This window comes from Methylobacterium sp. CM6246 (genome assembly GCF_054818005.1).
In genome coordinates this window covers 4,615,530-4,631,644 of record NZ_JBTXKY010000001.1, presented here as the reverse complement: position 1 = coordinate 4,631,644, position 16,115 = coordinate 4,615,530, and the positions used below count along the sequence as shown (strand labels likewise).

The 16,115-nt window shown below is 69.5% G+C and carries 17 protein-coding genes and 1 tRNA gene; 8 read left to right on the top strand and 10 right to left on the bottom strand.

Annotation, left to right across the window (positions count from 1 at the left end; translation table 11 throughout):
- The first annotated feature begins 28 nt into the window (after positions 1 to 28).
- Positions 29 to 1,429 (top strand): dihydrolipoyl dehydrogenase, encoded by a 1,401-nt coding sequence (gene lpdA / locus ACYQPG_RS22420; RefSeq protein WP_147909296.1) that lies wholly within the window; start codon positions 29 to 31, stop codon positions 1,427 to 1,429.
- Positions 1,430 to 1,454: 25 nt separating this feature from the next.
- On the opposite strand, the gene ACYQPG_RS22415 is transcribed toward lpdA, so the two are convergent.
- The 3 genes from ACYQPG_RS22415 to ACYQPG_RS22405 form a co-directional block, all read right to left on the bottom strand.
- Positions 1,455 to 2,318, bottom strand: a complete 864-nt coding sequence (locus ACYQPG_RS22415) for a response regulator (protein WP_246692373.1) — start codon at positions 2,316 to 2,318, stop codon at positions 1,455 to 1,457.
- Positions 2,319 to 2,464: 146 nt separating this feature from the next.
- Positions 2,465 to 3,433, bottom strand: a complete 969-nt coding sequence (locus tag ACYQPG_RS22410) for a tyrosine recombinase XerC (RefSeq protein WP_461231791.1) — start codon at positions 3,431 to 3,433, stop codon at positions 2,465 to 2,467.
- Between the two features lie 57 nt (positions 3,434 to 3,490).
- Positions 3,491 to 5,029: a PAS domain-containing protein gene (locus ACYQPG_RS22405; protein ID WP_187193649.1), complete on the bottom strand. Its 1,539-nt coding sequence runs from the start codon at positions 5,027 to 5,029 to the stop codon at positions 3,491 to 3,493.
- Between the two features lie 180 nt (positions 5,030 to 5,209).
- Between ACYQPG_RS22405 and ACYQPG_RS22400 the strand changes: the two genes are divergently transcribed.
- On the top strand, positions 5,210 to 5,530 hold the full coding sequence (locus ACYQPG_RS22400) for a YnfA family protein (RefSeq protein WP_147909293.1): 321 nt from the start codon (positions 5,210 to 5,212) through the stop codon (positions 5,528 to 5,530).
- Positions 5,531 to 5,537: 7 nt separating this feature from the next.
- On the opposite strand, the gene ACYQPG_RS22395 is transcribed toward ACYQPG_RS22400, so the two are convergent.
- On the bottom strand, positions 5,538 to 6,110 hold the full coding sequence (locus ACYQPG_RS22395) for a peroxidase-related enzyme (RefSeq protein WP_419830250.1): 573 nt from the start codon (positions 6,108 to 6,110) through the stop codon (positions 5,538 to 5,540).
- Positions 6,111 to 6,262: 152 nt separating this feature from the next.
- Here ACYQPG_RS22395 and ruvC point away from each other — a divergent pair, with 152 nt between their 5' ends.
- Positions 6,263 to 6,886 (top strand): crossover junction endodeoxyribonuclease RuvC, encoded by a 624-nt coding sequence (gene ruvC, locus ACYQPG_RS22390; RefSeq protein WP_147940450.1) that lies wholly within the window; start codon positions 6,263 to 6,265, stop codon positions 6,884 to 6,886.
- A gap of 23 nt (positions 6,887 to 6,909) precedes the next feature.
- On the opposite strand, the gene ACYQPG_RS22385 is transcribed toward ruvC, so the two are convergent.
- A tRNA-Tyr gene (locus tag ACYQPG_RS22385) sits at positions 6,910 to 6,993 on the bottom strand.
- 376 nt (positions 6,994 to 7,369) lie between these two features.
- Here ACYQPG_RS22385 and ACYQPG_RS22380 point away from each other — a divergent pair.
- The 4 genes from ACYQPG_RS22380 (at position 7,370) to ACYQPG_RS22365 (ending at position 10,559) form a co-directional block, all read left to right on the top strand.
- Positions 7,370 to 9,220, top strand: coding sequence for a DEAD/DEAH box helicase (locus ACYQPG_RS22380; RefSeq protein WP_461231790.1), 1,851 nt, complete (start codon positions 7,370 to 7,372; stop codon positions 9,218 to 9,220).
- 27 nt (positions 9,221 to 9,247) lie between these two features.
- A complete protein-coding gene (locus ACYQPG_RS22375) occupies positions 9,248 to 9,571 on the top strand; it encodes a hypothetical protein (protein ID WP_419830248.1) in 324 nt (107 codons plus the stop codon).
- A gap of 354 nt (positions 9,572 to 9,925) precedes the next feature.
- Positions 9,926 to 10,051, top strand: a complete 126-nt coding sequence (locus ACYQPG_RS22370) for a hypothetical protein (RefSeq protein ID WP_281408711.1) — start codon at positions 9,926 to 9,928, stop codon at positions 10,049 to 10,051.
- Between the two features lie 100 nt (positions 10,052 to 10,151).
- Positions 10,152 to 10,559, top strand: a complete 408-nt coding sequence (locus ACYQPG_RS22365) for a DUF3597 domain-containing protein (RefSeq protein ID WP_147940452.1) — start codon at positions 10,152 to 10,154, stop codon at positions 10,557 to 10,559.
- A 48-nt stretch (positions 10,560 to 10,607) separates the two neighbouring features.
- Here the strand turns inward: ACYQPG_RS22365 and ACYQPG_RS22360 are convergent, their stop codons facing one another.
- Together ACYQPG_RS22360 and ACYQPG_RS22355 are read right to left on the bottom strand one after the other, a co-directional pair.
- Positions 10,608 to 11,696, bottom strand: coding sequence for a polyamine ABC transporter substrate-binding protein (locus ACYQPG_RS22360; protein ID WP_147940464.1), 1,089 nt, complete (start codon positions 11,694 to 11,696; stop codon positions 10,608 to 10,610).
- 98 nt (positions 11,697 to 11,794) lie between these two features.
- The gene (locus ACYQPG_RS22355) at positions 11,795 to 12,151 is read right to left on the bottom strand and encodes a RidA family protein (protein WP_419830247.1); all 357 of its coding nucleotides are present in this window, start codon (positions 12,149 to 12,151) and stop codon (positions 11,795 to 11,797) included.
- Between the two features lie 180 nt (positions 12,152 to 12,331).
- Between ACYQPG_RS22355 and ACYQPG_RS22350 the strand changes: the two genes are divergently transcribed.
- Positions 12,332 to 12,595 carry a GlsB/YeaQ/YmgE family stress response membrane protein gene (locus tag ACYQPG_RS22350; protein ID WP_147909286.1) on the top strand — a complete coding sequence of 88 codons (264 nt, stop codon included), beginning with the start codon at positions 12,332 to 12,334 and terminating at the stop codon, positions 12,593 to 12,595.
- 79 nt (positions 12,596 to 12,674) lie between these two features.
- On the opposite strand, the gene ACYQPG_RS22345 is transcribed toward ACYQPG_RS22350, so the two are convergent.
- From ACYQPG_RS22345 to rpsO, 3 genes are all read right to left on the bottom strand, one after another.
- Complete coding sequence (locus ACYQPG_RS22345; RefSeq protein WP_147909285.1) at positions 12,675 to 12,896, bottom strand: YgaP-like transmembrane domain; 222 nt, start codon at positions 12,894 to 12,896, stop codon at positions 12,675 to 12,677.
- Between the two features lie 309 nt (positions 12,897 to 13,205).
- Positions 13,206 to 15,428 carry a polyribonucleotide nucleotidyltransferase gene (gene pnp / locus ACYQPG_RS22340; RefSeq protein WP_147940454.1) on the bottom strand — a complete coding sequence of 741 codons (2,223 nt, stop codon included), beginning with the start codon at positions 15,426 to 15,428 and terminating at the stop codon, positions 13,206 to 13,208.
- Positions 15,429 to 15,635: 207 nt separating this feature from the next.
- A complete protein-coding gene (gene rpsO / locus ACYQPG_RS22335; RefSeq protein WP_007560136.1) occupies positions 15,636 to 15,905 on the bottom strand; it encodes a 30S ribosomal protein S15 in 270 nt (89 codons plus the stop codon).
- Between the last annotated feature and the right edge of the window lie 210 nt (positions 15,906 to 16,115).

Here is a 16,115-nt window from a genome sequence, read left to right as displayed (position 1 = left end):
CGGCATGACCGACCGGAAGCGAACTCTCATGTCCTACGATCTCGTCGTCATCGGCACCGGCCCAGGCGGCTACGTCTGCGCGATCCGCGCGGCGCAGCTCGGCCTGCGGACCGCCGTGGTCGAGAAGCGGGCGACCCACGGCGGTACCTGCCTCAATGTCGGCTGCATCCCGTCGAAGGCACTGCTGCACGCCTCCGAGGCGTTCGAGGAGGCGACCAAGCATTTCGCCGATCTCGGCATCGAGGTGAGCGGCGTGAAGCTCGATCTCAAGAAGATGATGAGCTTCAAGGCTGAGGGCGTCGCCGGCAACACCAAGGGCGTCGAGTTCCTGCTCAAGAAGAACAAGGTCGACACCTTCCACGGCACCGGCAGGATCGCGGGCGCCGGCCGGGTCGAGGTCGTGTCCGAGGATGGCGGCAACCAGATGCTCGAGACCAAGAGCATCGTCATCGCCACCGGATCCGACGTGACGCGCCTTCCGGGCGTGACCATCGACGAGACGGTCGTGGTCTCCTCCACGGGCGCCTTGGAGCTCGACCGGGTGCCGAAGAAGCTCCTGGTCATCGGCGCCGGGGTGATCGGCCTGGAACTGGGCTCGGTCTGGCGCCGGCTCGGCGCCGAAGTCACCGTGGTGGAATACCTCGACCGGGTGCTGCCCGGCATGGACGGCGAGGTCGGCAAGCAGTTCCAGCGGATCCTGACCAAGCAGGGCATCCAGTTCAAGCTGTCGACCAAGGTGACCGGCGTCGAGGTCGGCAAGAAGGGCGCCAGCGTCAGCGTTGAGCCGGCAGCGGGCGGCGCGACCGAGACCGTGCAGGCGGACGTGGTCCTCGTGGCGATCGGCCGGGTGCCCTACACCGAGGGTCTCGGGCTGGACACCGTGGGCGTGCAGCGCGACGACAAGGGCCGGATCCTCACGGATTCCCACTACGCCACCAACGTCACGGGCATCTACGCGATCGGCGACGTGATCGCGGGGCCGATGCTGGCCCACAAGGCGGAGGACGAGGGCGTCGCCATCGCCGAGATGCTGGCCGGCCAGTCAGGCCACGTCAATTACGGCGTTATCCCGAACGTGGTCTACACGTTCCCGGAGGTGGCCTCGGTCGGCAAGACCGAGGAGGAGCTGACCAAGGACGGCATCGCCTACAATGTCGGCAAATTCCCGTTCACGGCCAACGGCCGCGCCAAGGCGAACGGCACCACGGACGGGTTCGTCAAGGTGCTGGCCGACGCGCAGACCGACCGGGTTCTCGGCGTGCACATCGTGGGCGCGGATGCCGGCAACCTGATCGCCGAGGTCGCGGTGGCGATGGAGTTCGGCGCCTCGTCCGAGGATATCGCCCGCACCTGCCACGCGCATCCCACGCTGACCGAGGCGGTCAAGGAGGCAGCCCTGGCCGTGTCCAAGCGCGCCATCCACGTCTGACCGGTCCAGCCGATCCGGCGCGGGATCAGGCGATCTTGCGCCGGGCGTTCGGGAGGTCCGCGATCCGCAGGAGCGCGCTTGGGGCCGGCGGCGCCGTCAGGGCGTTCAGGAGATACGGCCGGCGCAAGCCCAGGGCGTTGTGCAGCGCCAGGTCGATGTCGCGGGCGTAGAACGGCATCCGCAGCACCGCATCGACCCCGAAGTAGCGCCCGGCCTGTGCGATCGGCTCCAGCTCCGACGTGGTCAGCAGGGTGATCCGTGTCGGCAGCCCGAGGGGCTGGATCTGACAGGCGAGTTCCATCCCTTCGATGCCACCGAGCTTCACGTCGAGGAACGCGAAATCGTAGGCACGGAGCTTGAGCTGGCTCAGGGCATGGTGGCCGCAATTGGTCTCTTCGAGTTCGATTGCGAAGCCGCTGCGGGCCACCACCCGGCTGATCGCGGTCCGCCCGGCGGGGGACGAGCAGGCCAGCAGCGCCCGGGTCGGGGTGCGGCGGCGGGCATCGGCATGCAGCAATGGCTCGATATGGCCCGGGTCGAGCGGCGTCTTCAGCACCTCGTAGGCGCCGAGGCTCTGGGCGATCTCCTGCCAGTGCGGCAGCACCCGGTTGGCGACCAGGACCAGGCAGGGCGGCTCGGCACCGGCCCGGCGTGCGACCGCGACCGCCTCGGGCCCGCTCAGGTCGGCGAGCTGGAGCCCCACGAAGGCGAGGCTCGGGCGTTTCTTCAGAAGGATGTCGCACAGCGCCTGACCCGACGTGGCCTCGTCGATCACGGCGCGGGAGTCGAAGCGTTCGACGATTGCCCGCAGGGCGGCGCGGCGTCCCGCATCGCAATCCGCGATTGCGACACGCGCCGGCGACCCCGCCTGATCAAGCTCCATGGCCATGCCCCGACACTCGCATCCCCCAATCCGGATCATGGATGCAGGTGATGACGAAGCCCTTAAAAAGCAGCCTAATAAGCTCAGTCTACGGATTATTCGAACGGACAACCCATAAGAATAGCAACTTGCACTATCACCGACAGTCTAGATCACCGGCCCGCCCGCGGATGCGCCGCCGTGTAGGCGCTCATCAGCCGGGCGGCGTCGACCTGGGTATAGAGCTGCGTGGTCGACAGGGAGGCGTGGCCGAGCAGTTCCTGGATCGCCCGCAACTCGCCCTGGCGGGCGAGCAGATGCGTCGCGAAGGAGTGGCGCAGGGCATGGGGCGTCGCACTTTCGGGCAGGCCGAGCGCCCCCCGGGCGCGGGCCACCGTGTACTGGATGATGCGCGGCGAGAGCGGCCCGCCGCGGGCCCCCACGAAGAGCGGCCCCTCCGGCGGCAGCGGCAGCGGGCAGGCGGCGACGTAGTCGGCCACCGCCCGCGCCACCACGGGCAGGATCGGCACCATGCGCTGCTTGCCGCCCTTGCCGAGCACCGTGACCTGATCGCTGCCTGGGAGCGGGGCGTCGCGCCGGGTGAGGCCGAGGGCCTCGGAGATGCGCAGGCCGGCGCCGTAGAGCAAGGCGAGGACGGCGGCGTCCCGGGCCAGCACCCACGGCGCGCGCTCCTCGCCGGCCCGGATGGCCGTGTCGGTGAGCGCCACCGCGGCGGCGACGGGCATCGGCCGGGGCAGCCGGCGCGGGACCTTGGGCGCACGCACGCCGCCGAGCGCCGAGACGCTGCCGTAGCCCTCGCGCTCCAGGAAGCGCCCGAACGAGCGCAAGCCCGCCAGCATCCGCATCAGCGAGCGTCCGGATACCTCGTCGGCCCGGCGGGCGGCCATGAAGGCGCGGATGTCGCGGACCTTCAGGGCCACCAGCATCGGAATGGTCGGGGTGCCGAAGCGCGAGGCCAGGTGGACCAGGAACTGGCGCAGGTCCCGGCTGTAGGCCTCGACGGTGTTGTGCGACATCCGCCGCTCCCGCGCCAGCCCGTCGGCCCAGGCATGGACCACCTCGCGCAGGCGCGCGTCGCCGGGAATCAGGATCAGGTCGTCTGCCGTGTCGCGCGCGCTCATCGCCTCACTCGACCGGTATTTTATTGTCGGGGACTTAACGACGCGCAGGGCCGCGCGTCAGTTCAGAATTCCATCCTTGCCCTGGAAACCCGCCAGCGGCGCGGTGAGGACGCAGAGCAGACCGGTCTCCCGGTACTCCAAGGCGACGTCCCCGGCGACCGTGCCCGCGAAGGCGCGCTCGATCAGGCGGGTTCCGAACCCCTTGCGCGACGGCGCGGTCACCGGAGGCCCACCGGACTCGGCCCAGCTGAGCCGAAGGTGCGGATTGTCGTCCCGGGTCTCGATCTGCCAGGTGACGCCGACAGCGCCGGCTGCCGCCGAGAGGGCCCCGAACTTCGCCGCGTTGGTCGCCAGCTCGTGGATCATCAGCGCCAGGGCGAGGGCCGCCTTCGGCCCGATGTCGAGGGGCGGCCCCTCGATCCGCAGCCGGCCGGCGCGGGCGTTGTCGTGGAGCGCCAGCGCGCCGCGGATCACCGCCTCCATGCCGGCCCGCTCGGCATTGCCGGCGAGCAGGATATCGTGCGCCTTGCCGAGCGCCAGCAGGCGCTGCAGCAGGGCGTCGCGGGCCGACGCGACGTCGGGGGCGTCGCGCAGGGTCTGCGAGGCAATTGCCTGGACCATCGCCAGGGTGTTCTTCAGCCGATGGCTGAGTTCCTGGCTGAGCATCTCGCGGTGGGCGTCGGCCTCGGCCTGCTGGGTCGCATCCAGCATCACGCCGGTCATTCGGGTGGCCCTGCCCTCCGAGCCCCGGACGATGATCGCCCGGTTGAGGACGGTGGCATAGCTCCCGTCGGCCCGCCGGAAACGGTATCCCTCGCTCCAGCGCAGGGGTGCGCCGTCGATGGCCGCCTGGACGCTGCGGCGAACGCGGTCGCGATCCTCGGGATGGATGTGCGCGTACCACCAGTCGTTGCTGGGTTCGATCTCGCCCGGCTGAAATCCGTACAGCGCCGACAACCCGTCATCCCAGTGGATCCGGCCCGTCTGCGGGTTCCAGTCCCAGATCAGGTCCGTGGTCGCCCGCGACGAGAGGCGGTAACGCTCCTCGGAGACCGCCAGGGCGTCGCGGACCAGGCGCTCGGCCGCCAGCGCCGCCTCCCGCTCCCGGACCGCGCGGCGCAGTTCGAGCTGCGCCATCACCTGCCGCGCCAGGGCCCGCAGTGCGAAGGCCTGATCCGGCTTCAGCCCGTCCGGCCGAGGTTTCGTGTCGATCACGCACAGGGTTCCGAGCGAGACGCCGTCATCGGTCCGCAGCACAGCCCCGGCATAGAACCGGATGAACGGCGTTTCCGTCACCAGCGTGTTCTCGCGGGTGCGCGGATCGGCCGTCAGGTCGGGGATCACCAGCAGCCCGTCCTCGGCGGTCAGCGCATGGGCGCAGACCGACTGGCTCAAGGGCGTCTCGCAGGATGGGAAGCCGCATTGAGCCTTGAACCATTGCCGGTCGGCCGCGACGAGGCTGACGAGGCCCACCGGCACCGCGCAGATCTGCGTAGCCAGCGTGACGATGTCGTCGAAGGCCGGCTCGCGCGGCGTATCGAGGATACCGTAGCTGTGGAGGACCTGGAGGCGGGCGGTCTCGATCGGGTCTGACATGGCCGGGGTGGTGGATCGGGCGGGGCCCGGGAAGCACGCGGAAGCGATCGGGACAGGTCTTAGCCGATCTTGCGCGCGTGAGCATCTTGCACTTCGGGGTAAGGTTTTCCGAGGATGCGGCGTCGCCCGCTTGTCCATCTCACCTCGCCCCTGGTCGATACCCATGCCAAGGCTCGTGCGATGACGCTCCTCGTCTATGCCGGCGCCGCCCTCGCGGAAATCGCTGGATGCTTCGCCTTCTGGGCCTGGCTCCGGCTCGGCCGCTCGGCCTGGTGGGCGCTGCCGGGGACCGCCTCCCTGGTGGCGTTCGCCGGCCTGCTGACCCTGGTGGACAGCCCGGCGGCGGGGCGCGCCTTCGCGGCTTATGGCGGAGTCTACGTGGCCGCCTCGGTGCTGTGGTTGTGGCTCGCGGAAGGGCAGCGGCCGGACCGCTGGGACCTCGCCGGCAGCGCCGTCTGCCTCGCCGGCACGGCAATCATTTTGCTCGGGCGGCGGGGGTGAGGGCGCCTCATCGCCCCATCGTGTAGAACTCGTCGTTGGGCCGCAGATCCGTCACGCTGGCCAGCCGGTTCGACAGGGCGAACAATGCGGTGATCGCGGCGACGTCCCAGATGTCGTCGGGGCTGAAGCCGTGGCCCGCCAGCACGTCATGGTCTTCGGCCTCGACCGTGTGGGCCGCCTGGGCCACCTTGAGCGCGAAGGCCAGCATCGCGCGCTGGCGCGGGGTGATGTCGGCCTTGGCGTAGGCGACCGCGACCTGGTCGGCGAGCAGCGGGTTCTTGGCGCGGACCCGCAGGATCGCCCCGTGGGCGATCACGCAGTAGAGGCAGTTGTTGGCCGCGCTGGTGGCGACCACGATCATCTCGCGCTCGGCCTTGGTCAGGCCGCCGGGCTTGTCCATCAGCGCGTCGTGATAGGCCATGAAGGCGCGGAACTCGTCCGGGCGGTGCGCCAACGCCAGGAAGATGTTGGGCACGAAGCCCGCCTTCTCCTGCACCAGGGCGATGCGGGCGCGCAGATCCTCGGGCATCTCGGACAGCTTCGGCACCGGGAAGCGGCTGATCGGTGCTGACGCGCTCATGGTCGGGCTCCCTGAATCCCGGTCCCTTGGTGAAACCAGGCGTTCACGATACGTACGGCACGCTCGGGCCGATCGTCGAGGGCGGACGGCCGATAGGATGCGGCCGCCTTTCGGAACACGACGATGGACGAGACAAAAAGCCCTGGAGCGTCATGAGCAGCATCGTCCGCATCCTGGGGATCGACCCGGGGCTCCGCCGCACCGGCTGGGGCCTGATCACCGCGCAGGGCAGCAAGCTGAGCTACGGCGATTGCGGGGTCGTCACCTCGGACGGCGACCTGCCGCTGGCGCTGCGCCTGCGCGAGCTGTTCGAAGGGATCGGGCGCATCGTGGCGGCGCAGACACCCGACGAGGTCGCCGTGGAGGAGACCTTCGTCAACAAGGACGCCCAGGCTACACTCAAGCTGGGCCATGCCCGGGCCATGGCGCTGGTGGTGCCGGCGCTCGCCGGCCTCCCGGTGTTCGAGTACGCCGCCAACCTGATCAAGAAGACCGTGGCGGGCTCCGGCCACGCCGAGAAGGTGCAGATCCAGGCGATGGTCCGCTTCCTGCTCCCGAAGGCCGAATTCCGTGTCGCCGACGCCGCCGACGCGCTGGCCATCGCGATCACTCATGCCAGCCACCGCGACGCGCACGCCCTGCGCAAGACGCACCTGCCGGAGGGCAAGCGGCGCAACCTCACCGGACAGGCGGCCGCTGGGCAGGGGCTGGCCGGAAAGGGATTCTCGGCCGCGGCCGCCGCGCGCATCGAGGCGGCCCTGGCGAAGCAGGTATGATCGGGCAGGATCTTCAGAAAGCTTGGTGGGGGAAGTAGGACTCGAACCTACGAAGCTTACGCAGCGGATTTACAGTCCGCCCCCTTTGCCGCTCGGGACATTCCCCCAAGGCAGGTTTCTCACCCGCGGCGCCCTTATGGTGAGGGGCTGGCCGGGTGTCAACGCTTGTCGTGGCCGGATCCCGCCTCCCGGGCTGGGTTTACGACACTTCTGCGGGGTTGAGGGAGCCGAACCGCTGCGCGGCGCATGCGGTGCTGGGTCCCGGATCAGGTTCCGCTCCGCTCCACATGCCGGGAAAGCGGCCGTGCGGAATGCGGCCCGGAATTCAACATGGGATGCCCCGCGCAGCGGCTCAATCTGAAAGAACCTGCGCCAGCGACCTCAGCGCCCGGGAAGAAAACGCGAACGTTCCGTGTCCCGAGGGATTCACAAAGGAATCCGGATCGGCCACGGTGCGCCGATGTCGCCCTGCTTCGCCGGCCCTTGACCCGTCCCGCCCCGTCCCTGCGGTCGCACCAGCGTACGTTGATGGCCCTCGTCGCGGCCATGGCGAGCGGGCAGGCGGGGCATGTCCAGAAGATCCTGGCGGCGGTGACGCCTGGCGGCGGCAAGTCGCTGCTCCCGGTGATTGCGGCGCATACGCTGATCGCCGCGGGCCGGGTGGACCGCGTGGTCTGGGTGGTGCCGCGGGACTCCCTGCGCCTCCAGGCCGAGGAGGCCTTCGCCGATCCGCTTTGGCGGGCGACGTTCGGGCATGCGCTCAGCGTGCGCGCGGCCGACAACGAGCGCGATCCCGCCCGGGGCCTGGCCGGCTACGTCACCACCTATCAGGCGGTGGCGGCTGCCCCGGCGCTGCACCTCGCGGAGGCGCGGGCCCACCGCACCCTGCTGGTGGTCGACGAGGTCCACCACCTGCCGGTCCCGGGACGTCCCGGCGCGGAGGAATCCTCCACCGAGGAGGCCGAGGCCGGGGCGTGGTCCCGGGCGATGCTGCCCGTGATGGAGGCGGCCGAGATCGGCCTGTTCCTGTCCGGCACCCTGGAGCGGGCGGACGGGCGGCGCATCCTCGGCCTGCCCTACCGGCCGTCCGCCCTCGGTCGCGGGCCGGAACTGGAGCTGGAAGCGCCGGGGCTCGCGGTGATCGGCTACTCGCGTTCGCAGGCGCTGGCCGAGCGGGCGGTGCTCCCGGTCACCTTCGGGGCGATCGACGGCGAGGCGAGCTGGCTCGAAGGCGGCCGCATCGCGGGCGACAGCCCCCGGGTCGGGCCGCACCGGCTGGGCGCCGGCTCGGTGCGGGTCACCACCCGGCCGGCCCTGTTCACGGCCCTGCGAACCGGCTTCGCCCGGGATCTCCTCAGCGAATCCTTTTTCGCCACCAAGCGCCTGCGCGCTCGGCGCCGGCTCGAACGCGACCTGCCGGCCGGCGAGATGGCACGGGGACTCGGCAAGCTCCTAGTGGTCGCCCCGGACCAGGCCAGCGCGCGCGCCTACCTGACGACCTTGCGGAGCTGGATGCCGGCCGGGCAGGGCGAGCGCGACGTCCGCCTGGCAACGTCGGGGCAGGGCGATGCCCATGCGGCCCTGGCGGCGTTCCGCCTGACCGCGGAGCCGGCCGTGCTGGTCACCGTGGCGATGGCCTACGAGGGGCTCGACGCCCCCGAGGTCGCCGTGGTGGCAGCCCTGACCCATATCCGCTCCCGGCCCTGGCTCGAGCAGATGCTGGCCCGGGCAACCCGGGTCGATCCGCATGCGGGACCCTACGAGTTCCAGCAGGCGCTGATCTTCCACCCGGACGACCCGCTCTTCGCCCGGTTCCGCCTGGAGCTGGAGACCGAGCAGGGCAGCAGCGTACGGCCCAAGCGCGAGCGGCCGGCCACCGCGCTCGTGCCGGAGCGGACCCCGTGGCGGGACGAGGATCCCGGGGGGATCACGCCGCTGGAGAGCAATGCGATCGGGCTGCGCTACGCTCTGCTGCGTCCGCGCCTCGCCGAACCCGCCCCGATGGCGCCGGCGCCCGAGCCGCCGTCGGTCACGGAGCGGACCCTGCGCCAGCGGCTGGCCGTCGCGGTGGCGAGCCAAGCCGTGGAAGACGAGGCGTCACTGCGCGTTCCCCGCGGCAGCAACCTCGCGCATCGCTATAACGCGGTCCTGAAGCGCGTGCTCGGCAAGGGTCGCGCGACCATGACCCTGCCCGAACTCGAGGCCGCGCTCGCCTGGCTTGAACGCAACCGGCTTTCGGACCATCTCGACCGCCTCGACGGCGATACCCGCTACGCGTGGTCCGCCCGCCAGCGCCGCAGCCGCTGGCTGCCGGAGCGCGCCGCGGGACGCTGACCCGTCGCGGATGGGGAGGAGTGCCCGATGACCGAGACCCTGCCGGCCGCCTTCGCGGCGACGCTGACCGAGCCCGAGCCGCCTTCCGCCTGGCCGGCGCCGCGCGTCGCCCTCTGGTGGCTCGCCAAGGATGGCACCGAGACCGCCGACGCTGCCTGGGCGCAGGCGCATGCCCTCGTCCAGGACGCCTCCGGGCCGGACGCCGCCTGGGTCCACGCCCATCTCCACCGGATCGAGGGCGATGCCGGCAATGCGCGCTACTGGTACGACCGCGCCGGCCGCCCGGTGCCGCGCGGCACGCTCGCCGAGGAACGCGCGGAGCTCGCCGCCGCCCTGTCGGGCGCGGATTGAGCGTCGAACTCACGGTCGTCGTGGGGCAGGGGAGGGTTCCGGTCCTCAGCCGGTCGGCCAACCCTGCTGATGTCTGCTGCCGACCCTATCGGGGAACCAAGACCGAATATCCGACCGACATATCCTTCAAATGCGGTGTGACAGGATTGATTTTCCGACCGATATTCAAATCGAGAGCGTCAGAGGTTCTACATCGACCGAGTCTGCTCAGATCGAACCCTGTGCATTTCCCGTTGACTACGTGGTCTTCGGTACCGCACAGCGCCCAGATCTGACTAAGGCTGGACCCGTCGAGTTCGGACCACGAGGAACGTGCCGGTTATCGTAATGAGCCTGGGGTGCTTAGTCTGCAGTGTGGGTCTGGCGGGTCTTTCGCTGCGCGACCCGGCGCGCGCCGTCGTCCTCGAACGCTGGAGCGGCATCTTCCTGGTGCTCGGGCTGACCCTGCTGGGGATCGCGCTGCACGGCGCCCGCGGCTAGTCTCGGCACCGCGCAAACCGATTCTCGGAACGCCTGGGCCGACAACCGGTTGACAGCCCGCCCGGCGCACAGGTCGGGCCTCGATTATCGGAGCGGACCTATGAGCCTCCTCGGCAGCATCGTCGGCAAGATCCTCCATCCGTTCGGCGGCGGTTCCGCGGACGCCGCGCCCGCGTCCACGTCGGGCTCCGCGAGCGGCTCGACCGGCTCGGGCACGGCTTCGGCCCCCGGCAGCGCGGGCGGCGGCGAGCCCGTGGACGTGGAGGCGGTGCTCACCGGCCTCGCCGAGAAGAACGGGCAGAAGCTCGACTGGCGCCACTCGATCGTGGACCTGATGAAGCTGCTCGGCCTCGAGTCGAGCCTGACCGAGCGGAAGCAGCTCGCCGACGAGCTGCACTACACCGGCGACAAGGACGACTCGGCTTCGATGAACATCTGGCTGCACAAGCAGGTGATGAAGAAGCTCGCCGAGAACGGCGGCAAGGTTCCGGAAGACCTGAAGAACTAAAACCGAGACCTGAAGGCCCGGCGCATCGAGCGGCGCCGGGCCTTTCTTTCAGCGCCCGGTGCGGACCCTGGTCCAGAGCCGGGTGACGTAGCGCTGAGTCCGGTCGTCCCAGGCCGTGTTGATCGACAGGCGCTGCATCGTCGCCTCGTCCGGGTAGATGCCGGGGTTGCTCAGGATCTCCGGTTTCACGAACTTCTTCGCCGCGAGGTTGCCGCTGGCATAGGCCACAAAGTTCGTGTTGGCCGCCGCCACCTCGGGCCGCAGCATGTAGTCGATGAAGGCCAGGGCCTCGGCCGGGTGGGCGGCATCCTTCGGAATCGCGAAGGTGTCGAACCACATCAGCGCGCCCTCCTTGGGCACCACATACGCGATCTCGATACCGTTCTTGGCCTCCTCGGCCCGGCGCTTGGCCTGCAGCACGTCGCCCGAATAGCCGACCGCCACACAGATATCGCCGTTGGCGAGCGCCTGGATGTATTCCGATGCGTGGAACTTCCGCACGGTGCCTCGGACCTTGTAGAGCGCGTCGGTGACCAGGGTCAGGTCGTCCAAGCGCTTGGAATCGGCCTTCGCGCCGAAGACCGGCAGCATGCTGGGGATCAGATCCTCGGGACTGTCGAGCATCATGATCCCGCAATCCTTGAGCTTGTTCGCGGATGTGGGATTGAGGACGACGGTCCAGGAGTTCAGCGCCGCGTTGACACCCAATCGCTCGCGCACGGCGGCGACGTTGTAGCCGATGCCGGTGGTGCCCCACATGTAGTCGACCGCGTAGGTGTTGCCGGGGTCGTAGACGGCCAGCCGGCCCGCGATCTCGGGCCAGAGATTGCCGAGATTCTTTAGCTTCGCCTTGTCGAGGGGCAGGAAGGCGCCGGCCCGGATCAGCCGCTGGAGATAGGGGCCCGACGGCACCACGATGTCATATCCGGAGCGGCCGGCCAGCAGCTTGGTCTCCAAGATCTCGTTGTTGTCGTAGGTGTCGTAGACGACCTTGATCCCGGTCTCCCGGGTGAAGGCGTCGAGCACCTTCGGGTCGATGTAGTCCGACCAGTTGTAGATGTTGACGACCCGCTCGTCCGCGGCCCGCACGGGCGCGGCCGGGCCGAGGACGAGGAGGGCGGCGAGCAGCGCTGCCATCCCGGTCCGCAAGCCGCTCTCCGAGCGCGCAGCCGCCCAGCGTCGGGCCGGGACGAGGCGCCGGAGCGATCGTCCGACCCGGCCCGTCCCGGCCGCGATCACGCCAGCCTCGCCGCGACGACCACGATCTCGACCAGATATTGAGGATCGCACAGCCGCGCCTCGACGGTGGCACGCGCCGGCGGCTGATCCTTGGACACCCAGGCATCCCAGGCGGCGTTCATCTCAGCGAAATGGCCGATGTCGGCGAGGTAGATCGTTGCCGTGAGGATGTGATCCTTGTCGCTGCCGGCGGCCGCGAGCAGGCGGTCGATCTGGTCCAGGATATTCTGGGTCTGGGCGGTGACCCCGGTGCCGACCGGGTCGGATGCAACCTGGCCGGCAAGGTAGATGGTGTTGCCGTGGATGGCGCCCTGCGACATCCGCGAGCCCGGTTCGATCCGTTCGATGTTCATTCAAGTCTCCAGCCGGCGAAACGCCGGTATCTGCCGCGGCTCCGGGCCGATCGTAAAGGGCCGCGCGCCGACGCGCCGCGGGAACCGGCGGAAAATTCTCCCTTCGTGTGCAGTTGCGAGCAACCGGTGCCGACCGACGTGCGTTCACACGGCATCGCTTGTCACGCCTTGGGGTTCGTCATGGGTATTCTCTGGACCATCATCATCGGGTTCCTCGCTGGAATCATCGCGAAGTTCCTCATGCCCGGACCGAACGAGCCGTCGGGCTTCATCCTCACCACCATCCTGGGCATCGTCGGCGCCTTCGTGGCGACCTTCCTGGGCCAGGCTATCGGCTGGTACGGACCGAACCAGGGAGCGGGCTTCATCGGAGCCATCGTGGGCGCCGTCGTGGTGCTGTTCATCTACGGCATGATCGCCGGCCGCCGCCGCACGACCATCTGACCGATTCCGGCACATCGGAAAACGAAGGGGCGCCTCGCGGGGCGCCCCTTTTTTGTGGCCGGTCGATCCGGTCGGACCCTCAGAGGTGATCGGCGGCCGCCTTGACGGCGCAGTGGCCGGTGGCGCCGCGCACTGCCAGGCCGACGCCGACGACCAGCGCCAGCAGGCTGAGGATCTTGTTCGGCCGGGGCTGCGCGGCCGCCGCGGCGATCCCCAGACCGAGCGCGACCGACACGGCCCGCTCGGTGGTGGACAGGTTCGGCTGCCCACTGAAGATGTCGTTGATCATATCGTTGGCCATGAAACGCTTCCCGTTGTGAGATCGCGGTGCGAACGCGGGCGCGGAGCCAGCGTTCCGTCCGCGCCGCACGATGGAGCGCTGCATATCGCGCACGGCGATCAGTCGTCGCAGCTGAACGCGGCCGGCAATCTCGGCCCCGGGACGGCGGCGGTGCCGGCTGCGCGTCGGCCGTGACGCGGTGCAGTCAGAAATCGGCCTCACCGCGGCAGACATGCGTCGTCACGCATGAAAAAGGCGCGGCCCCGGGGGACCGCGCCTCGCGCATCGTACCCGTGCGGGCCAAAGCCCGCACGGGAATGTCTCAAGCGATTACTCGCCGGCGGGTTCGCGGCGACGCTCGCCACGGTGGCGGCCGCCGTTATCCTCGCGCCGGGGCTCGCCGTCCCGGTCGCTGCGGCTGGAATCGCGCTCGGACTTCACCTTCTCGGTGATGTCCTCGCCGGTCTGCTGATCGACGACGCGCATGGACAGGCGGATCTTTCCGCGGTCGTCCTGACCGAGGAACTTCACCTTGACCTTGTCGCCTTCCTTGACGACGTCCGTCACCTTGGCGACCCGCTGGGCGGCGAGCTCCGAGATGTGGACGAGGCCGTCCTTGGCGCCGAAGAAGTTCACGAAGGCACCGAACTCCATGCACTTCACGATCGTGCCGTCGTAGATCATGCCGTTCTCGGGCTCGGCGACGATCGAGCGGATCCAGTTATAGGCCGCCTTGATCGCCTTGCCGTCGGCCGAGGCGATCTTCACGATGCCGGTGTCCTCGATGTTGATCTTGGCGCCGGTCTTCTCGACGATCTCGCGGATCACCTTGCCGCCGGTGCCGATCACGTCGCGGATCTTGTCGGTCGGGATCTGCATCGTCTCGATGCGCGGGGCGTATTCGCCCAGCTCCGGCCGGGCGTCGGTGAGGGCCTTGGCCATCTCCTGCAGGATGTGGGCGCGCCCGTCCTTCGCCTGGTCGAGGGCGACCCGCATGATCTCCTCGGTGATGCCGGCGATCTTGATGTCCATCTGGAGCGAGGTCACGCCCTCGTCCGTGCCGGCCACCTTGAAGTCCATGTCGCCGAGGTGATCCTCGTCGCCCAGGATGTCGGACAGGACCGCGAAGCGCTCACCCTCGAGGATGAGGCCCATGGCGATGCCGGCCACCGGGCGGCGCAGGGGCACGCCGGCATCCATCAGCGACAGCGAGCCGCCGCAGACCGAGGCCATCGAGGACGAGCCGTTGGACTCGGTGATCTCGGACACGACGCGGATCGTGTACGGGAACTCGTGGGCCGGCGGCAGGACCGGCCGGATCGCCCGCCACGCCAGCTTGCCGTGGCCGATCTCGCGACGGCCCGGGGAGCCCATGCGGCCGGTCTCGCCCACCGAATAGGGAGGGAAGTTGTAGTGGAGCAGGAAGCGCTCCTTGTAGGTGCCGTCCAGCGAGTCGATGAACTGCTCGTCCTCGCCGGTGCCCAGCGTGGCGACCACGAGGGCCTGTGTCTCGCCGCGGGTGAACAGCGACGAGCCGTGGGCGCGGGGCAGCACGCCGACCTCGGAGACGATCGGGCGGACCGTCTTCAGGTCGCGGCCGTCGATGCGCGAGCCGGTGTCGAGCACGTTCCAGCGCACGACCTTCGACTGCGCCTCCTTGAAGGCGGCCTTGACCTTCTCGGCCGGGAACTTCTCGGCACCCTCGGCGCAGAGGGCGGCCATCACCGTCGCCTTCACGGCGTCGACGGCGGCGTAGCGCTCCTGCTTGACGGTCTTGGTGTAGGCGGCGCGCAACTCGGTCTCGCAGACCTCGAGGACGGCCTTCTCGACGTCGGCGTTCTCGGGGGCCTTGAAGTCGCGCGGCTCCTTGGCGGCCTTCTCGGCCAGGCGGATGATCGCCTCGATGACCGGCTGGAAGTGCTTGTGGCCGAACATCACGGCGCCGAGCATCACGTCCTCGGACAGCTCCTTGGCCTCCGACTCGACCATCAGGACGGCGTCCTGGGTGCCGGCGACGACGAGGTCGAGGCTCGACTCCTCCTTGGTCTCGGTGACCAGCGGGTTCAGCCGGTAGCCGCCGTTGATGTAGCCGACGCGGGCGGCGCCGATCGGGCCCATGAACGGCACGCCCGACAGGGTCAGGGCGGCGGAGGCGGCGACCATCGACACGATGTCGGGATCGTTCTCGAGGTCGTGGGTCAGGACCGTGATGACGACCTGGGTGTCGTTGCGCCAGCCGTTGATGAACAGCGGGCGGATCGGGCGGTCGATCAGGCGGGAGACCAGGGTCTCCTTCTCGGAGGGACGGCCTTCGCGCTTGAAGTAGCCGCCCGGGATCCGGCCGGCGGCGTAGGCGCGCTCCTGGTAGTTCACGGTGAGCGGGAGGAAGTCGATGCCGGGCTTCGGCTCCTTGGTGGCGACCACGGTGGCGAGCACTGAGGTCTCGCCGTAGGTGGCGATCACGGCGCCGTCAGCCTGCCGGGCAACCTTGCCGGTCTCCAGGACGAGCTTGCGGTCGCCCCACATCAGCTCTTCACGTTGAACGTCGAACATTCTTGTCTCTTCCTTACCTTCGGCGGGCCCGGCCCGGCGCCGTCGGGGGCAAGACGGCGAGACACTTCGTCCAATGAAGTGTCTCGCGATCCTGCCCCGACGCTGGCGCCTCGAAGCGGCCCGTTTTCGAGCGGCCGGACCCATTCCGGCAGCCCGAGATTGTGAAACGCGGCCCCGAGCCGGGCTCGGAACCGCGCGTGGTCGGTCTTAGCGGCGGATGCCGAGGCGCTCGATGAGGGCGCGGTAGCGGGCCTCGTCCTTGCGCTTGACGTAGTCGAGCAGCGAGCGGCGCTGCGAGACCATCTTCAGCAGGCCCCGGCGGGAGTGGTTGTCCTTGCCGTGGGTCTTGAAGTGGCCGGTCAGGTTGGTGATCCGCTCGGTGAGGATCGCGACCTGGACCTCGGGGGACCCGGTGTCCTTGGCGTCCTTGCGGTGTTCCTTGATGAGCGCGGTCTTGCGCTCTGCCGTGATCGACATCGCATACCTTTCGGGTTGTGCAGGTCAGATGCGGCGCCCCGATCGGGGCGCTCGAGCTCGGCGTTCGGCCGGTGCCGGGATGTCGTCCAGCACGGTCACAGCGCCAAGCGGCTCAAGCCCCGCCCGGTAACCCGGGCCGAGGCTGCGCGATCCATACACGAAACCACCGGATAAACCAGCCCCGGGCCCGGGCGGCCCGCCGAGGGAAGG

What these genes read in the sequence shown, in the direction of transcription:
- lpdA (WP_147909296.1), top strand. Translation starts at nt 29, where the DNA reads ATGTCCTACGATCTCGTCGTCATCGGCACCGGCCCAGGCGGCTACGTC.
- ACYQPG_RS22415 (WP_246692373.1), bottom strand. Translation starts at nt 2,318, where the DNA reads ATGGCCATGGAGCTTGATCAGGCGGGGTCGCCGGCGCGTGTCGCAATC.
- ACYQPG_RS22410 (WP_461231791.1), bottom strand. Translation starts at nt 3,433, where the DNA reads ATGAGCGCGCGCGACACGGCAGACGACCTGATCCTGATTCCCGGCGAC.
- ACYQPG_RS22405 (WP_187193649.1), bottom strand. Translation starts at nt 5,029, where the DNA reads ATGTCAGACCCGATCGAGACCGCCCGCCTCCAGGTCCTCCACAGCTAC.
- ACYQPG_RS22400 (WP_147909293.1), top strand. Translation starts at nt 5,210, where the DNA reads ATGACGCTCCTCGTCTATGCCGGCGCCGCCCTCGCGGAAATCGCTGGA.
- ACYQPG_RS22395 (WP_419830250.1), bottom strand. Translation starts at nt 6,110, where the DNA reads ATGAGCGCGTCAGCACCGATCAGCCGCTTCCCGGTGCCGAAGCTGTCC.
- ruvC (WP_147940450.1), top strand. Translation starts at nt 6,263, where the DNA reads ATGAGCAGCATCGTCCGCATCCTGGGGATCGACCCGGGGCTCCGCCGC.
- ACYQPG_RS22375 (WP_419830248.1), top strand. Translation starts at nt 9,248, where the DNA reads ATGACCGAGACCCTGCCGGCCGCCTTCGCGGCGACGCTGACCGAGCCC.
- ACYQPG_RS22365 (WP_147940452.1), top strand. Translation starts at nt 10,152, where the DNA reads ATGAGCCTCCTCGGCAGCATCGTCGGCAAGATCCTCCATCCGTTCGGC.
- ACYQPG_RS22360 (WP_147940464.1), bottom strand. Translation starts at nt 11,696, where the DNA reads ATGGCAGCGCTGCTCGCCGCCCTCCTCGTCCTCGGCCCGGCCGCGCCC.
- ACYQPG_RS22355 (WP_419830247.1), bottom strand. Translation starts at nt 12,151, where the DNA reads ATGAACATCGAACGGATCGAACCGGGCTCGCGGATGTCGCAGGGCGCC.
- ACYQPG_RS22350 (WP_147909286.1), top strand. Translation starts at nt 12,332, where the DNA reads ATGGGTATTCTCTGGACCATCATCATCGGGTTCCTCGCTGGAATCATC.
- ACYQPG_RS22345 (WP_147909285.1), bottom strand. Translation starts at nt 12,896, where the DNA reads ATGGCCAACGATATGATCAACGACATCTTCAGTGGGCAGCCGAACCTG.
- pnp (WP_147940454.1), bottom strand. Translation starts at nt 15,428, where the DNA reads ATGTTCGACGTTCAACGTGAAGAGCTGATGTGGGGCGACCGCAAGCTC.
- rpsO (WP_007560136.1), bottom strand. Translation starts at nt 15,905, where the DNA reads ATGTCGATCACGGCAGAGCGCAAGACCGCGCTCATCAAGGAACACCGC.